This window comes from Streptomyces sp. NPDC059534, from assembly GCF_042743475.1.
Lineage (GTDB): Bacteria > Actinomycetota > Actinomycetes > Streptomycetales > Streptomycetaceae > Streptomyces.
The window spans coordinates 1-15,399 of record NZ_JBHWAQ010000075.1 but is presented as its reverse complement, the minus strand read 5'-3'; the positions used below and the strand labels follow the sequence as shown (position 1 = coordinate 15,399).

Below are 15,399 nucleotides of genomic sequence, written 5' to 3'. Positions count from 1 at the left end.
CGCACCGCACGCTCGCGTAACTCGGCCGGATAGTTCCTCAAAGGACGTGACATGGACTCCATCTCCTCACGAAATGAAGTCTCCGAACACACCGGAGCGGTTCACAGCGGCATGAGGCATCGGCTGGCTGGGGGGCTCCTTGTGCCTGGGGCAGGACATGGAATGCCAGTGGAGGCTCTCCAGCTTGACCTCCGTGTCCCAGCGAGCGAAGCTCCGTGCGTCCACCCGCCAGGACGGCACAGCACGAGCGTCGGCATCGGCTCGGCCTGTCGGGCTCAGGGGCTGACCGTCGCGACCTGCTGAAGGGTGTCGGGCCGCTCTGGGAGCTGACCTGGCACAGGCATTCTGCAATGGCTTCTGGTATTCGTAGGAGGATCGATGTCTCGGCTGTCCCGGTATACCCTCGTGTACGAGACGAGTTCTGGCCGGCACCGCAAGACAAACCTGTCGGCCCGACAGGTTGAGGCCCTGGGTATCGATGTGTCGAAGGCGGGCGACAACGGAGAGGCATGGAACATTGCTGTCCTCGTAGACAGCACTACTGACGTCACCTTCTCCTTCGAATGCTTCCGTGACTGAACGCAGCCGTTCACCTGTCCGCGCGGCCTGATGGAGCTGAATATCGACGCTCCCTGTGTCGGCGTCGATGATGACCTGCACGTTTGCCGAGAACCTGTAGTTGCGTGAGGACGCGCCGGTCTTGGGGTCACGGACCGAGATCAGGGTGGCGTTACGATCCACAACCGTTCCAGGGCGTCGTCGGGCGGGTGGCCAGCTCGATGGCCAGCAGCGGCCGCAGCCGCTGGATGACCCGGCACACCGTCGCCGACGAGACACCGAACAACGGCGCGAGCTGCCGCATCGTGAGGTTCGTGCGCTGACGGACAAGACAGTCACGAGGCGGCTTTGTCCTCCGCAGGCCCGTCGAAGTGGAGGGTGTCGTTCTCGTCAAGGAGCGGGTGGAGGGTTTCGGGGGCGGGGTTCCGGACTGTCGGGGCCCCAGCGCAGCAGGCGGCGGACACGGCCGATCCGGGAGACGGTGCCGAGGACCTCGACCTCGTTGCACCGGCCTGCGCGGAGCCGGTCCGATGCTTTGGCGAATACCGCGAGCTCCGCGACAGTTGGGCTGGCGTTCTCGGCGACAACAGTGAGCTTTTTCAGCAGCCACTCCGCAGAGTGAACGCTCTTCTGAGGTTGACCGGCTTCCGACCTGCGGCTGGGATTCCCTCCTGCGGACGTAGCCGTCACCCGATCGGTGGCCACTCTGAAAGAGCTCAGTGTGCGCGTCACTCCACCGCCTACGTCGACGACGTCCTCGGCTGTATCGACCGCTACAGCCAGCTCTCCACCGGCACCATCCCCATCGGCCAGCGACCCACCGGTAACGCCCGCACCGTCACCGCCGCCCTCGCCCAGACCGGCATCACCCTGGCCCCGCACCGCCGCCGATCAGGCCGGCGTAGGCCGTCGCGTCCCGGCCTCCGCCAGGATCGCGGCGCTACGCCCTGTCGACCTCGTCTTCTTCGCCTTCGACCCCACGCGGGACTCCACCATCCACCACGTCGCCATCTACCTCGGAAATGGGCAGATGATCAACGCCCCCGCCCCGGCACCCAGGTGCGCTCCGAGGCTCTGTGGCACGACGGCTTCGCCGGAGGGCGGCGGCGATCGGCTGGTACACCGCGCCCGCCGCTTCGGCGCAGGCGCCGATCCGCGTGGGTCAGGGCGGCGATGAGCCACGAGCGGCGGCGTCGGCGGGCAGGCAGGTCCAGGCGGTCCGGTGTTGCGGTCACCCTCCCCGCACTACGCCGCTCGGCAGTACTCTCCCGGCCCTCCTATGGCCCGCTGGCCTGTCCCTGCGCCGTAGCAACCTCCGAGTGACTCCCGAACCCGTTCTTGGTGTGCAAAGCCAGCCCCGGCTCCAGCCGCGAGGACTTGACACATTCATATCCACCGCAGGCCGATTGTTGCTGATTGCGCCGCATCCCGGAGCTCCAACAGCTGTTACACCCAGTGTGGTTGATGTGATCTTGCGTAGTCTTGGCCTTCGCGTAATTGAAGTGGTCCCGCGGTGCACGGTGAGCTCCTCAGGAGTGGCAAGCGCAGGTGGCGCCGGGTGACCGCATATGCATCGGGAGACATCGTGACGACCCATACGCACATGCGACGCGTGCGCCTCGGTACGGCTCAGTTCCGACAGGGAGGAGCCCTTGCGCTCATCCTCGCCGCCCTGACGGCAACCAGTGCATGTACGAAGGGCGACTCACCCGAGGGTCCTGCGGCGGGTCCCACTGCTTCGACTTCCAGCCAGGCGGCGCCGTCTCCGACGAAGGAGTCACCAGAAGAGACGGCTAAGAAGGAAGCCGTCTCGGCTTACCTTGCCTACTGGCATGAGATGGAGCGGGTGTACGCCGGTGCTGCCCTCAATGGCACAGACATCACGAAGTATGCGGCCGGCCCCGCGCTGACCCGGCCGCGCGTAGAGGCGGCCCATCTGAGGAAGGTCGGCCGTGTCCTCACAGGGAAGGTGTCGGTCACCAACCCCACCGCGACGCAGACGAACCTCGACGCCAAGCTCCCGAGCGTCCGACTCTCCAGCTGCCTTGACATCTCGGCCTGGAAGGTCATCGACACAAAGACCAAGAAGCCCGTCGCCACACCCACCAAGCGACTCACCAAGTACGTGATCGTGACCACCGTTGAGCGGTGGAAGGACGGGTGGAAGGTCATCACCGACGAACCCAAGGAGCAGGCGTGCTGACCTCGCCCCGCTTAGCCCTCCTCGCGTCGGCCATCGCCGTCGCGCTCCTGGGCTGCTGCGGTACGGCGACGGCGGAGCCCGTCCCAAAGCCTCCTGTCGAGGGGTGTGACACCGGCTTCATTTGCGTCGGCGCCGGCACCGACGGCGACGACGGCAGCTCGTCCTCGAACAACGGCACCGGCGGAGGTTCGGGGAGCCGGCCAGCCTCCAACAATGCCAATCAGCAGAGCTGCTCCTACAACAAGCTCGTCCCACAGCCGGAAGCCGACAGCCTGCTTTGGGAAGGTTACGACCCGGCAGAGGGTGGCGCAGTCTACGAACGCATCTGCATCGGTGGTCCTGGCGGGATGACAGTCGGAGCGGTCTGGTCGCCCGGCCCCCCGGGGCCGGTCGCGATCGACCCGGCGGTCCTTGCTCAGCAGGCGCTCGACAAGATGCTGTTGCGCCCCCCGGCAATCGGGATCACTCCGAAGCCGGGTGGGAAGGGTGTGGTGGGCATGCCCGTGTATCTGTGGACCGAACGCGGCCCTGAAACGTACGGCCCGAACACTGCCACCGCTTCAGCCGGTGGTGTCACTGTGACCGCGACCGCGAAGGTGAGCCGGATCGTGTGGAACATGGGCGACGGTAAGAGCGTCACCTGCACCACCCCTGGCATCCCATACAGGGCCGAGTACGGCAAGCAGCCGTCTCCGGATTGCGGCCACCGCTACACCGCGCCGTCCTCCACCACCGGGACAGGCACCTACCACGTGTCCGCGACGTCGACCTGGACGATCGGCTGGCAGGCGACGACCGGGCAGTCCGGGCAACTCTTCGAGACCCGGCAGAGCGCCGTGGACATCACCGTCGCTGAAGTCCAGGTCCTCAACTAGCGCACGCACTGCTTGCACTTCCCCGAGAGGCAGTACCCCATTGGAATCCCCCGCCGCCCCGCCGGTGCCGCGTCCCACTGGTCCGCGCGCCGAACTGCCCATCACCACTGCGGCTCCCGTGAAGAAGCAGCGTAGGTACGCCGCAGCCGCCCTGAGCACTGTGCTGGCCGTCGCCGCTGCCCTCGGCGCGGCGGCCGCGGTGGCCGCTGTCGGTGACCGAACGAAGGTCCTGGCCATCGCCAACGACGTCCCGGCCGGCCAGCCCCTCACAGATGCGGACATCGTCGTCGCGGAGGTCTCCGCCGACTCGGCCCTGACCCCGATGCCGGCGGCCGACCGCTCCTTCGTCGTGGGTAAGCGCCCTGCCGTCGACCTGCGAAAAGGCAGCTTGCTGGTCGCCACCCAGCTCCAGCCCGGAACCGGTCTCGGCGACGACAAGCAGCAGGTCGGCGTCCAGGTCAAGCGCGGCCAGGCCCCGGCTGGCTCCCTGGTGCCCGGTGACAAGGTCCTCGCGGTCACGGTCCCCGGCCAGGGCGAGCAGCCCACCGGCAAGGACGGGGCCGAGGCCCCGCCCAGCTTCGTCAAGGCAGTCGTCGTCTCCGTCAGTCGTCCCGACGCCTCCGGCGCCGTCGTCGTCAACCTCGCGGTCGCGCCCTCGGACGGACCGCTGCTGGCCACCCGCGCCTCGTCCGGCCGTGTAGCCCTGGTCCGCGACGTGCGGAGCGGGTCGTGACCGTCACGGCGCTGGTCAGCGCGAAGTCCTGCGGTGTCACCACCAGCGCCCTCGCCATGACGCTGTCCTCCACGCGACCCTCGCTGCTGGCCGAGTGCGACCCGGCCGGCGGCACCCTGCGCGCGGGGTTCTTCCAGGCCCAGATCACGGCCGGGACCGGCCTGTACCACCTTGCCGTCGCTGAACGCGCCGGCGAGGACGCCCTCGCGCAGGCATTCGCCGGCCACCTGGTCCGCCTCGACGCCTCCGGTAACCGCCAAGTCCTGCCCGGCCTGACCGACCCTGCCCAAGCCCCCGCCCTCGCACGGACATGGCCCGCTCTGGCCCAGGTGATGCGGGTCCTGTCCGATGAGGGCGGCTACGACGTCATCATCGACGCCGGCCGCCTGGCCCTGGAGTCCGGGCACCTCCACTCCACCCTTACGCCCGCACCGCTCCTCAGCGGCGCCGACCTGGTCCTGCTCGTCGTACGAGCCACCGACACCTCCCTCGCCCTGGCCCGGCACATGACCGACCCGCTGCGCAACGAGCTGACCGACCGCGGTTCAGGCGCCGACGCCCTGGGCGTCCTGCTCATCGAGGACGGCCCCCGCCGCGCCCACGAAGTTGCCGAAGCGCTGCGCCTGCCGGTAATGGCCGCACTGCCCTGGGAGCCGGACACAGCCGCCTACCTGGCCGGCGCCAGCCGCACTCCGCGCGGTCTGAAGAAGTCCGGGCTCCTGAGCTCCGCCCGCAACGCGCTCGGGCACCTGCACGCGGCCGCCTCCCGCCGTGCGCTGCACCAGCAGTACCCCACGGCTCAGCCGGCACCAGCCGTTCAGCCGTCACCGGCGGCACTGCCCGTCCCGGCCGCTCCGCAGGTCGCCGGGGTGCTCCAGCGCCTGGGCCAGGGGCGGGTGGACCCCCGTGTCTGACACCCAGCAGCGCCCCGACGGACAGGCCGCGCACGGCCCCGCCGACATCGCCGGACTCCTCACCGGCCGCCTCGGCATCACCCGAATCCCCCAGCCCTCCGCCGCACCCCTCCCGGCGCCCGCTCTTCCTGCTCCCGTCCACCCGACGGGACCAGCCAACCCGGGTGTCGTTCCGAAGCTGGCCGGGCTGCCCGGCCAGCTGCCGGTCGGATGGGAGGTGATCGAGGCGCTCCAGGCTGAGGTGTCCGCCGAGCTGTCCGCGCACGACCCCAGCCGCCTCCTGGAGGAGGACGACCGCCGGGCCCAGGCCCGCTCCATGGTGACGAAGGCTGTCGCCAGGTGGGCCACGAAGTACGCCCACGGCAACCCCGAACTCACGGCAGACGAAGAACACGCCATCGGCGCCGCAGTGTTCGACGCCATGTTCCGCGGTGGCCGCCTTCAGGGCCTCCTGGACGAGCAGGGCGTCGAGGACGTCATGGTCGACGGGCTCCGCGCGCACATCGAGTACTACGACCGGCCCCGCCGCACCATCGATCGCGTCGCCGACTCCCACGAGGAACTGACCACCTGGGTCAACCGGATGGCCGGCCTGTCCGGGCACGGCGAACGAGCCCTGACCCAGGCCACCCCCATGGTCGGCTTCCGCATGCCCGACGGGTCCCGCGTCACCGCGAGCCTGCTCACTACCCGCCCGTCGGTGGTCATCCGAAAACACCGCATCCGCCAGCACGGCATCGACGAGCTCGTCCAGTGGGGCTCGATCAACCCGCTGCTGCGGGCCTTCCTCCTGGCCTGCGTCCAGGCCAAGCTGAACATCTTGGTCGTGGGCGACATGGGCGCGGGCAAGACCTCCCTGTTGCGCGCGCTGGGACGGGAGATCCCGCCAGGGGAGCGGATCGCGACCCTGGAATCCGACCGCGAGCTCTACCTCGACGAGCCCGGTCCGGCCGACAAACCAGGCCCTCTCACATTCGCGTTCGAGGCCCGCCAGTCCAACGGCGAAGTCCGAGGCGGCAGCGCGTCGGGCGAGGTCACCATCGGCGACATGTTCCCCACCGCCCTGCGCTACAACGTCAACAGGGTCATCGTCGGCGAAGTCCGCTCCACCGAAGTCCTCCCCATGCTCCAGGCCATGTCCGCAGGCGGCTCCGGCTCGATGTGCACCCTGCACGTCCGCCGCCCGCACGCGATCATCTCCCGCCTCGTGCAGCTGTGCACCGAAGCCGGCATGCAGACCGAGGCCGCCAACCACCTGATCGCCAGCGCGATCGACGTGGTCGTCTACCTCACCTACCTCGACGAGACCGCCATCGGCGGCCGCAAGCACCGCTTCGTCTCGCACATCTACGAGGTCCACGACGTCGTCGGCGAAGGCGGCCGCCCCACCACCAGCGAACTCTTCGCCCCCCACGGCGACGAACCACGCGCCATCTACCGCAACATGCCCAGCTTCGTAGACGTCCTCGAGCGCACCGGCACCTTCGACCGCCGCTGGCTTGCCCAGAACTCCGAGGGCGCCTGGGGCCCACCCCTGAAGGTGGTGAAGCGGCGATGAACGACCTGATCACAAGCCCCGGGGAGCCGAGGAATCGCCCCCATCGCCGCCACCCTCACGAGAGCGACCTTGTTTCTCCTCCTCGGATGGTGGCTTCACAGCTGATGAACGAACAGAAGATCCAGGAGGCGCGGTGAACTCCTCGCAGCTCGCCCTCGTCGCCGCGCTGTGCGCCCTCGGCATGGTCCTCGCCGGCCTGATCGCCGTACGGGAGTGGCGCGGCCGTGCCCTGGACCCGGCGAAACCCGCCTCACGTCGTACCAGCCGCATCCGCGCAGCGAAGGCCGGCCTGCCCGAGGCATGGCAGCGCCGCTGGCGCCCCCTGGTCACCACCGCCAGCATCACTGTGCTCACGGTATGGGCGTGGACAGGGTGGCCCGTCCACGGTGTCCTGGCGGGTGCTGCGGTCCTGGGCTTCCCCTTCCTCCTCAACCCGGGCACCGCTGCCGAGCACCGCATCGAGCGCCTGGAGGCGATCGGGCATTGGCTCAACGGACTGGCGGGCATCCACACCGCGGGCATCAGCCTCGTGCAGACCATCCGCGCCAGCGCCCGCAACGCCCCCGCGCCCATCGCGGCCAACGTGCGCGCGCTCGACGAGCGGCTGCGATCCGGCATGGACTCCAAGCAGGCATTCGCGCTGTTCGCGGACGAGCTCGGCGACGGCGTCGTGGACCACGTGGCGCTGCTGTTCCAGTCACACGCAGCGAACATGGGCCCGGGCCTGTCGACCGCGCTGGAGGCGCTCGCGGTGACGATCCACCAGCAGGCCGCCGACGCCCGCGACATCGAGTCCGACCGCGCCAAGATCCGCAAGTCCTCGCGCATCGTCTCGATCGTGATCTGCATCGTCTTCGTCGGCTGCATGCTCAACGAAGCCTGGTCCGCCTGGTACCAGTCCCCGGCCGGGCAGCTCGCCCTCGCCATCCTCGGCGGCCTCTTCGCCTGGACGCTGTCCTGGCTGCGCCGGGCCGCGGTCACCAAGCCGGACCCTCGCCTCCTCAACCCGCTGACCCCGGCCGAGCCGGCCGCCGCGACGGGAGTAGCCCGATGATCCCCATGGAAGCGGTCCTGCCCGCCGCGGCCGCCGGAGCCCTCGTCGGCGTGGCCATCCGAGCCCTGTGGCCGGCGCGGCCCGACGTCGTCTCCGTCATGGACCGGCTCGACGCCGACCACATCGCCCGACAGCCCAAGGTCACGGCCACCAGCACCGGGTCCCTGCCGGAGAAGGTCGGCAACCGCCTCCTGGCAGCTTTCGGCGAGCGGATCACCCTGCCCGTCCGTGACCTGAACCTGCTGCGGATCAGCCCGGCCGAGCACCTGGGCAAGCGGTTCCTCTTCGCCTTGTACGGGCTCGTCCTGCCCCAGCTGGCTGGAGCCTTCCTGTCGATGCTGGGCGTGAGCCTGCCCTTCGTAATGCCGACCGCCGCCGGCATCGGCCTGGGCGCCCTGTTCTGGCTGTGGCCCGGTCAGGAGGTAAGGAAGGAAGCCGCGGCGTCCCGACTCGTCGTCCGGCACGCCGCCGCCTCCTACCTTGACCGCGTAGCCCTGGCCCGCATCGCCAACAGTGGTGCCGCCCAGGCCCTGACCGACACCGCGGACGTGGGCGACGGCTGGATCTTCGAGCGGATGCGGCAAGCCTTCTACGAGGCCGACCTCGCCGGCGTCACCGTCTGGGACGCCCTCAAGCAGCTCGGCGAAGAGCTCGACATCCCCGAACTCACCCGGCCCGCCGACACCCTCGCCCTCGCGGGCGACGGCGCCGCCGTCTACACCACCCTCCAAGCCCAGGCCCGCCAACTGCGCGTCGCGATCCTCTCCGACGCCAAAGCCCAAGCCAACGAAGCCAGCACCAGCATGGTGCTGCCGGTGACCTTCTCCGTGCTGCTCATGTTGGTCTTCGTCGTCCTGCCGCCCGTTGTCTCGATGTTCAACGGCTGAACTCCAAGGGAGAAAACCATGCACATCCGCGCGCTGACCACCGTCCTCGCCGCTAGCTGGGAGCGCCTGAAGAAGGGTGGCGACGCCGGCCAGACCTCGGCCGAGCTGGCCGTCATCGCCGGCGTCGTCATCGCCATCGCGATCGGCGTCGTCGCCGCGATCAAGACGTTCACCGACGCCAAGATCCCGCTCATCAGCGGCTGAACCAACCACGACGAGGAGGGGAGCGGCGTGAAAGACCAGGTCAGCAACCGGTGGCGGCGCCTACGTGCACGCCTGCGGAACGAGGGTGATCGGGGCTCGGGGAGCGTGGAGCTGGCCGTGCTCGCCGTCGTGGTGCTGTTCCTGGTCTTCGCCGCGATCCAGACCGGCATGTACTTCCACGCCCGCTCCGTCGCCCGCTCCGCAGCCACCCAGGGGGTGGAGGCCGGCCGCCAGCTCGGCGCCAGCCCCGGCGACGGCGTCGCCCAGGCCCAGGAACTCCTCGCGAAGTACGCCAGCGTCCGCGGGGCGAGCGTCTCCGCCGAGGGCAGCGGCCTGGAGCAGATCCGCATCACCGTACGCGGCACCGTCGCAACTCTGGTCCCCGGCTTCGAGCTGGACGTCGTCCAGAGCGCTGAGGCTCCAGTCGAGCGTTGGGTGGCGGCCCAGTGAGGCGGGCCCGGCGCTACAACTGGCGCGAGGACCGCGGAAGCTACAGCGTCGAGACCGTCATCCTCGCCCCGGCCATCATCGCCCTCATGCTGCTCATGATCGCCTTCGGGCGGATCACCGATGCCTCCGGCGCCGTGGACGGCGCCGCCCGCGCGGCCTCCCGCGCCGCCTCCCTCGAACGGGAAGCCGGTGCCGCGCAGGCCGCCGGGGCGGCCGCTGCAACCCGCAGCCTCAACGGTGAGGGGATCCGCTGCGCCTCTTCCAGTGTCTCGGTCGACACCTCCGGGTACGGCCTCGACATCGGCCAGGAGGCTACCGTCCGCGTCACCGTTGCCTGCACCGCTCCACTTGGCGAGATCGGGCTGCCGGGACTGCCGGGATCCCGCACGCTCCGGGCCTCGTGGACCAGCCCGATTGACTCCTACAAGGGCCGCTCGTGATCACCGCACTCACCCGCCGAATCACCGCTCTGCGGGACCGGATCCGCCACGGCGGCGACCGCGGGTCGCTCTCCCCGTTCTACGCCCTGAGCGCCATCGGCATCATCATGATCATGGGACTGCTCGTCGACGGCGGCGGCGCCCTCAACGCTACGAACAAAGCCACCGGCCTGGCACAGGAAGCTGCCCGCGCGGCCGGCCAGCAGCTCAACATCCCCGCCGCCGTCCAGGGCACCGAGATCACGGTCGACCCGGACGCCGCCGTCGCCGCCGCCCAGGAATATCTCGCCACCCAGAACGTCTCCGGCTCCGTAACCATCACCGACGGTGGCCAGCGACTCGAAGTCACCGTCCACGACACCTACAACACGCTGTTCGCACAGTTCGTAGGCCGGTCGACGATCAGCGTGTCCGGCACGGCACACGCCCGACTGCACACCCAAGCCGGAGGCTGACCACCCCATGAGCACCTCCCTACGCCTGCTCCGCGCCCTGCTCGGCCTCGCCATCCTGGCCGCACTCATCGCCGGCATCCCCCTTGTGCTGCTGGCCGTCGGCCACCAGCCCACCGACCTGGCCGTCGGCTGGGACCTGCTGACCCAGCAGGACGACGGCTCGCTGTTCTTCACGGTGCTCACCACCATCGGCTGGATCGCCTGGACCCTGTTCACTCTCTCCGCCCTCGTCGAGATCACCGCGCTGTTCCGCGGCCGCAAGGCAAAGCGCATCAAGGGCCTCGGCGGGATGCAGTCCTTCGCCGCTCTCCTGATCGGCAGCATCGTGCTGCTCGCCCCCACCGCCGCCTCGGCCGCCACCACCAGCCCGGCCATCGCGGCCACCGCCGTACAGACCGCCGGTGCCAGCACCACGTCGGCCGCCACCACTGCCGCAGCGGACCAGGACACCTGGCCCACTCACACGATCACCGGGGACTCCGAGCTCCCGTGGGACCTCGCCGAGCAATACCTGGGCAGCGGACCCCGCTGGAAGGACATCGCCGCCCTCAACCCCTCCATCCCGCAACTCGCAGCGGGCGACCAGTTCCTCCCCAAGGGCGCCGTGATCCGGCTCCCCGCCGATGCCAACATCGCCAAGCCGGCCGCCCCCACTCCGGCACCCGCACAGACCACGCCCGAGACGACCGCGCCCACGCAGCAGCCCGCAGCCGCCGCCACAGACGCACAACCCACTGCGGCCCAGGCCGAGCATGTCGTCGAGCCCGGCGAGACCCTGTGGGGCATCGCAGACGAGCACGGAGACCCCGAAGACTGGCCGCAGCTCTTCGAAGCCAACAAGGGCAATCCGCTGCCCGGCGACGCCGGGACCTTCGACAACCCCAACCTCATCGTCCCCGGCCAGAAACTCACCCTCACCACCGCAACTGCCCCCGCCCCGGACAGCCCACCCGCCCCAGACGCCAAGACGCCTCCGAAGCCGGACACCGCCAAGGACACCCCCACACCAGCGACACCCGCCCCAGCGCCTTCGAAGCCCGCCACCCCTGCGCCCGCCGCATCCACCCCCAGCACTACGCCCACCACCGCCGCTCCCACCCCCGCGCAGGACAGCCAGAAGGTCGAAACCGCCCAGCAACTGCAGGACACGGACCAGACCCTGGCGCCCGCTGCCATCTGGACCGGCGCCGGAGCACTGGCCGCAGCCCTCATCGGCACGCTCGCCACCCGACGCATCCTTCAGCAGCGCCGCCGCCGACCCGGCCGCCGCATCCCCATGCCCACCGGCAGCGCTGCCGCCACCGAACAGGGCCTGCGCGCCGCCCAGCACCCCACCGGCTTTGACCTCCTCGACACAGCCCTGCGCACGCTGGCCCTCAACCTCGCCGCGGCCGGGCGCGACCTGCCGGTCCTCACCGCCGTCGTCCTGCACGAGCAGAAGGTCGAACTCCACCTCGAGGGCAAACTCCCCCCGATGAAGCCCTTCTCGGGCGCCGCAAGCGGCACAGACCTGTGGACATGCCCAGCCTCCAGCCCCGACCTCGCCGACCACGACACCCTCCAAGGCGCCGACGCCCCCTACCCGGCCCTGGTCTCCCTGGGCTGGGACGGCGCCGGCCGCCTGGTCCTCGTCGACCTGGAACACGTCGGCGTCCTGCACCTGGACGGCGACGCCGACCACGCCCGCCACGTCCTTCAAGCCATCGCGGTCGAGCTCGCCAGCACCCCCCTGCCCGGCCACCTGGAGATCACCGCGCTCGCAGAAACCGCCCCCGGCCTCGACGACGCATCACCCGAACGCGTCGCCCGCACCGCCACCCTCACCGACGCGATCACCGAACTGACCAGCCACACCACCGACCAGCGCCGCGCCCTCACCGCACTCGGCGCGCCCACCCTCCGCACGGCACGCCTGCAGGAAGACGCCGGCGGCTCCTGGACGCCCCACATCCTCCTCGCCGCCGAGCTCCCCGAAGGAACCCAGACCAAGGCACTGCTCGACCTGATCACGGCCCAGCCCCAGGTCGCCGGTGCGGTCGTCACGGCCAGCGAGAACGCCGACCTAGCCCCGGAAGAGGGCTGGACCCTGCACTGCGCCGGCCCGGACGAAACCATCGTCCTGCCCGGATCCGGACTGCCCATCAAGCTCCAAGGGCTCTCAGACCCGCACTTCGCCGACGCGATCGAGCTCCTCACCCTGTCTGCCAGCACCGGTGATGTACCCGCTCGCGACGACTGGCTAGAGGACCTCCTCGACACCGACGAGCAGGCGGAAGCGGACCAGGCTGAGCGAGACCTGGCGGGCGGGGATCAGGAGGACCTGTCGGACGACGCTGAGGAGACCAGCGACGGCGAAGCACCACAGCCGGAGGCTGATGCTGACGAGGACGGTATGCCAGACGAGTACGCCGACATCGAGCGGGAGGAGCTGGAGGCTGAGCAGCAGAACGACGCCGACACACCCACCGATGTGGCAGAAGAGGCGCCGGTCGAGCCCGCCGTACCGGTGATGACGAAGCAAGAGGTCGTCTCCACCGAGGCGATCGCTGAGGCCGAGAACCCGGTCCCGGTCCCGCCTTCGCCTTCGGTGCCTGCTCCGGCCCGCGCCGTTGACGAAACCGACGTTGCCACGCTGGACACCATGCCAGCGGTACTCCTTCTCGGACGAGTGGTCATCGAGGGCGCCGCAGGCCGGATCGACTCCAACAGACAGAGCGCCGCCGTCGAGCTCGTCTCCTACCTCGCGCTCAACCCCGGAGCCGACCACCACGCCATCGACGATGCCCTCTGGCCGGGCCGCCTGGTCAACAAACAGATGCGCAACGCCGTCATCAGCCGCACCCGCTCCTGGCTCGGTAAGGACGCCGACGGCGAGGCGTACTTCCCGAGGGTCATGGACACCGGTGACAGCCGCTACCGACTCGCTCAGGCTGTCACCTGCGACTGGCGAGCCTTCCAAAACTTCGCTCGCATCGGCCTTGCCCGCTACGACGAGGACGGCGACCTCGCCCTGCGCCGGGCCCTCGCGCTCATCCGCGGCCGACCCTTTGCCGCCAGCGACCCCCAGCGCTATGCCTGGGCCGAGCCGGCCGTCCAGGAAATGGTCTCGGCCATCGCCGACGTCGCCTACGAGCTGTCCACCCGCCGCCGGGAAGCCGCCGACTACGCCGGCGCCCTCTGGGCCGCGCGCCAGGGCCTCCTCGCTGCTGAGGAGAACGAACTCCTGCACCGGCAGATTTTCCTGGCCCACCACGCGGCCGGAGATATGGACGCCCTCCGCGAAGCCGCCGCGGGTCTGGCCCGGATCAACGAGAGCCTCGGCGGGGGAGTGGACATGGAGGCGGAGACAGCTCAGCTGCTGAGCACGCTCCTCCCAAAGCCGGTAGTCCGCCGTTGACACTCTAGGATCCGAGAATCGATGCGCAATGGCGTCACCTGATGCGCAATGTATGCGCAATTCTGGGAGTCATTGCGCAATGACTAGGATCCGCAACTTTCACTGACAATGAAGGTGCTCCATTGGCAATGGATTGGCAAATCCACGACCCCATTGACGATGGCTACGATCCGCAGCGATCGTTGTCAAGGGGGGTCGTCCTTGAAGAAATCGCCAGCGATCAGGTTCAGAATAGAGCCTACGGCCCCAAGGGCGAAGGCAACGAGGAGCCAAACTGCCGCCTCCACGCCCGAAACATGGTAGAGCACGAAAAACTTCCCAGCATCGAAAGCAGCAGCGATGAAGGCGGCCATCACGGTCATCGCCACAGCGACCAGACGAATCATGGTCGAACGCGCACGAAATCTTGAGAATTGAAAGCCTCTCCGAGTGCCGTGTTCCAGCTCAACGCTGGATAACACCCTCCCATTTGTAATGATCGGAGATATTCTAACCCCGTCAAATTCTCCTCCTTTGACAATTTTCACCTGCAGTACCACGCGCTTGACTCTGCGCCTGCTTTTGAATCCTACTTTTGCGTAGGTGTGAGGCTTCTCTCCATCCCACCCGACCGGCGGGTACTCTCCCGTAGTATCCTTGTAATCTTGGGCCTGCCTTTTGCGCAGAGTAGCCTCAGGGATGCCGATTTGCCATCGATCCCAGTTGCTGTCAAATTCTACCGGCCAGCTACCCGGCATGACGATCACTGGTGCAGCAGATTGCACATGTTGCGCCTGATCATTGCCATTCATCCGCTTCTGCTCTCGCTTCCATTTCTAGCGGTGCTTCGGCCCGCGCCTGGGACTGCCATTCCCCGATGACCCAGGAATGATCTGGCAGCGATTCGGAGAGTTCGATATTCAAGGCAACGGACAGGCGGTGTAGCGGGGAAGGCAGGAAAGAAGCCGGTAGATGCAACATCTGAGCCAGGGTAAACGACGCCGCCAAAAGGCGCATTCCGGGATCATCTAGCGACTTCCACAGGTCAAGCGCAGCGCGATATTCGACAGAATCCCTCCTGGGGCCCCTCTTGCGATTGACACCATCGATAACTCCTTGAATCTCCGGCCGGATGGCATCGGTCAAGCCGCGATAGAATGGGCGCCGCTCCAGCCACTCATCAAAGCTCCTCACCACTAGCGTTGCATTAGGGCTTTCTGGAGGATAGGGGCGGACGAGATCAACGGCGATTTCCCGTGCCGCGGCACTTGCGGGAGCGGAATTTCCGCCACTGCCACCGCCTCCGCTGCTGCCGGGCGCGCCGCCCGGAGGATTCGGCTGACCGCCTCCGCTGGTGCCGGGCGCGCCGCCCAGTTGCCAGCGATACCAACCGGCGCTCGATGCCTGTAGAACGACGTCGCATTGGATGCAGACATATCTCGGTGACGGATCTCGGTGACCGTGGTGACCGCATGTCATCGTGAAGCAGTTGCCGCAGACACCCATGGGCTCATTCGCGGCGCCTGTCGGAGTGCCAATTAGGGGCACTTTGATCTGGCACGACTGGCATGATGCGACCATCTTGATCTCCGCTCTTAGGGGTCCTAACAGAAGCTGTTGATCATGTGACCTTCGGTTCGGATGGTCGTTGATCTGGTCGTGGGGAAACGTCAGTCGCGGCCGTGGATCGTG

The 15,399-nt window shown here is 68.5% G+C and carries 16 protein-coding genes and 1 pseudogene; 13 read left to right on the top strand and 4 right to left on the bottom strand.

Translation table 11 applies throughout. The annotated features are described in order from the left end of the window. Positions 1-633 precede the first annotated feature (633 nt). Together ACFVZH_RS38720 and ACFVZH_RS38715 are read right to left on the bottom strand one after the other, a co-directional pair. Positions 634-886, bottom strand: a pseudogene (locus tag ACFVZH_RS38720) (transposase family protein); the annotation flags it as partial. Positions 887-948: 62 nt separating this feature from the next. Further along, positions 949-1,248, bottom strand: coding sequence for a DUF5954 family protein (locus ACFVZH_RS38715; protein WP_384905126.1), 300 nt, complete (start codon positions 1,246-1,248; stop codon positions 949-951). A gap of 7 nt (positions 1,249-1,255) precedes the next feature. Between ACFVZH_RS38715 and ACFVZH_RS38710 the strand changes: the two genes are divergently transcribed. From ACFVZH_RS38710 to ACFVZH_RS38650, 13 genes are all read left to right on the top strand, one after another. Continuing rightward, positions 1,256-1,735 carry an NlpC/P60 family protein gene (locus ACFVZH_RS38710; protein WP_384905124.1) on the top strand — a complete coding sequence of 160 codons (480 nt, stop codon included), beginning with the start codon at positions 1,256-1,258 and terminating at the stop codon, positions 1,733-1,735. A gap of 381 nt (positions 1,736-2,116) precedes the next feature. Then, on the top strand, positions 2,117-2,761 hold the full coding sequence (locus ACFVZH_RS38705; RefSeq protein WP_384905123.1) for a hypothetical protein: 645 nt from the start codon (positions 2,117-2,119) through the stop codon (positions 2,759-2,761). Then, positions 2,755-3,636, top strand: a complete 882-nt coding sequence (locus ACFVZH_RS38700) for an ATP/GTP-binding protein (RefSeq protein ID WP_384905121.1) — start codon at positions 2,755-2,757, stop codon at positions 3,634-3,636. Before ACFVZH_RS38705 ends, ACFVZH_RS38700 begins: the two co-directional genes overlap by 7 nt. A gap of 118 nt (positions 3,637-3,754) precedes the next feature. Further along, positions 3,755-4,369 carry an SAF domain-containing protein gene (locus tag ACFVZH_RS38695; protein WP_384905119.1) on the top strand — a complete coding sequence of 205 codons (615 nt, stop codon included), beginning with the start codon at positions 3,755-3,757 and terminating at the stop codon, positions 4,367-4,369. Next, positions 4,366-5,283: a MinD/ParA family protein gene (locus ACFVZH_RS38690; protein ID WP_384905117.1), complete on the top strand. Its 918-nt coding sequence runs from the start codon at positions 4,366-4,368 to the stop codon at positions 5,281-5,283. The genes ACFVZH_RS38695 and ACFVZH_RS38690 overlap by 4 nt, the downstream gene beginning before the upstream one ends. Then, positions 5,276-6,841 (top strand): CpaF family protein, encoded by a 1,566-nt coding sequence (locus tag ACFVZH_RS38685; RefSeq protein WP_384905115.1) that lies wholly within the window; start codon positions 5,276-5,278, stop codon positions 6,839-6,841. The genes ACFVZH_RS38690 and ACFVZH_RS38685 overlap by 8 nt, the downstream gene beginning before the upstream one ends. A gap of 133 nt (positions 6,842-6,974) precedes the next feature. Next, positions 6,975-7,895: a type II secretion system F family protein gene (locus tag ACFVZH_RS38680; RefSeq protein WP_384905113.1), complete on the top strand. Its 921-nt coding sequence runs from the start codon at positions 6,975-6,977 to the stop codon at positions 7,893-7,895. Then, positions 7,892-8,782 (top strand): type II secretion system F family protein, encoded by an 891-nt coding sequence (locus ACFVZH_RS38675; RefSeq protein ID WP_384905111.1) that lies wholly within the window; start codon positions 7,892-7,894, stop codon positions 8,780-8,782. The genes ACFVZH_RS38680 and ACFVZH_RS38675 overlap by 4 nt, the downstream gene beginning before the upstream one ends. An 18-nt stretch (positions 8,783-8,800) precedes the next feature. After that, positions 8,801-8,986: a hypothetical protein gene (locus tag ACFVZH_RS38670; RefSeq protein WP_384905109.1), complete on the top strand. Its 186-nt coding sequence runs from the start codon at positions 8,801-8,803 to the stop codon at positions 8,984-8,986. Between the two features lie 27 nt (positions 8,987-9,013). Continuing rightward, a complete protein-coding gene (locus ACFVZH_RS38665) occupies positions 9,014-9,436 on the top strand; it encodes a TadE/TadG family type IV pilus assembly protein (protein WP_384905107.1) in 423 nt (140 codons plus the stop codon). Next, positions 9,433-9,876, top strand: a complete 444-nt coding sequence (locus ACFVZH_RS38660) for a TadE family protein (protein ID WP_384905105.1) — start codon at positions 9,433-9,435, stop codon at positions 9,874-9,876. Before ACFVZH_RS38665 ends, ACFVZH_RS38660 begins: the two co-directional genes overlap by 4 nt. Beyond that, positions 9,873-10,331: a pilus assembly protein TadG-related protein gene (locus ACFVZH_RS38655; RefSeq protein WP_384905103.1), complete on the top strand. Its 459-nt coding sequence runs from the start codon at positions 9,873-9,875 to the stop codon at positions 10,329-10,331. Before ACFVZH_RS38660 ends, ACFVZH_RS38655 begins: the two co-directional genes overlap by 4 nt. Positions 10,332-10,338: 7 nt before the next feature. Next, positions 10,339-13,728, top strand: coding sequence for a LysM peptidoglycan-binding domain-containing protein (locus tag ACFVZH_RS38650; RefSeq protein ID WP_384905101.1), 3,390 nt, complete (start codon positions 10,339-10,341; stop codon positions 13,726-13,728). Positions 13,729-13,913: 185 nt separating this feature from the next. Here the strand turns inward: ACFVZH_RS38650 and ACFVZH_RS38645 are convergent, their stop codons facing one another. Both ACFVZH_RS38645 and ACFVZH_RS38640 read right to left on the bottom strand, forming a co-directional pair. Continuing rightward, positions 13,914-14,519 (bottom strand): hypothetical protein, encoded by a 606-nt coding sequence (locus tag ACFVZH_RS38645; RefSeq protein ID WP_384905099.1) that lies wholly within the window; start codon positions 14,517-14,519, stop codon positions 13,914-13,916. Beyond that, positions 14,506-15,399 (bottom strand): hypothetical protein (locus ACFVZH_RS38640; protein ID WP_384905097.1); only part of this gene is annotated, 894 nt, incomplete at its 5' end. The genes ACFVZH_RS38645 and ACFVZH_RS38640, both read right to left, overlap by 14 nt.

What these genes read in the sequence shown, in the direction of transcription:
- ACFVZH_RS38675 (WP_384905111.1), top strand. Translation starts at nt 7,892, where the DNA reads ATGATCCCCATGGAAGCGGTCCTGCCCGCCGCGGCCGCCGGAGCCCTC.
- ACFVZH_RS38670 (WP_384905109.1), top strand. Translation starts at nt 8,801, where the DNA reads ATGCACATCCGCGCGCTGACCACCGTCCTCGCCGCTAGCTGGGAGCGC.
- ACFVZH_RS38650 (WP_384905101.1), top strand. Translation starts at nt 10,339, where the DNA reads ATGAGCACCTCCCTACGCCTGCTCCGCGCCCTGCTCGGCCTCGCCATC.
- ACFVZH_RS38645 (WP_384905099.1), bottom strand. Translation starts at nt 14,519, where the DNA reads ATGAATGGCAATGATCAGGCGCAACATGTGCAATCTGCTGCACCAGTG.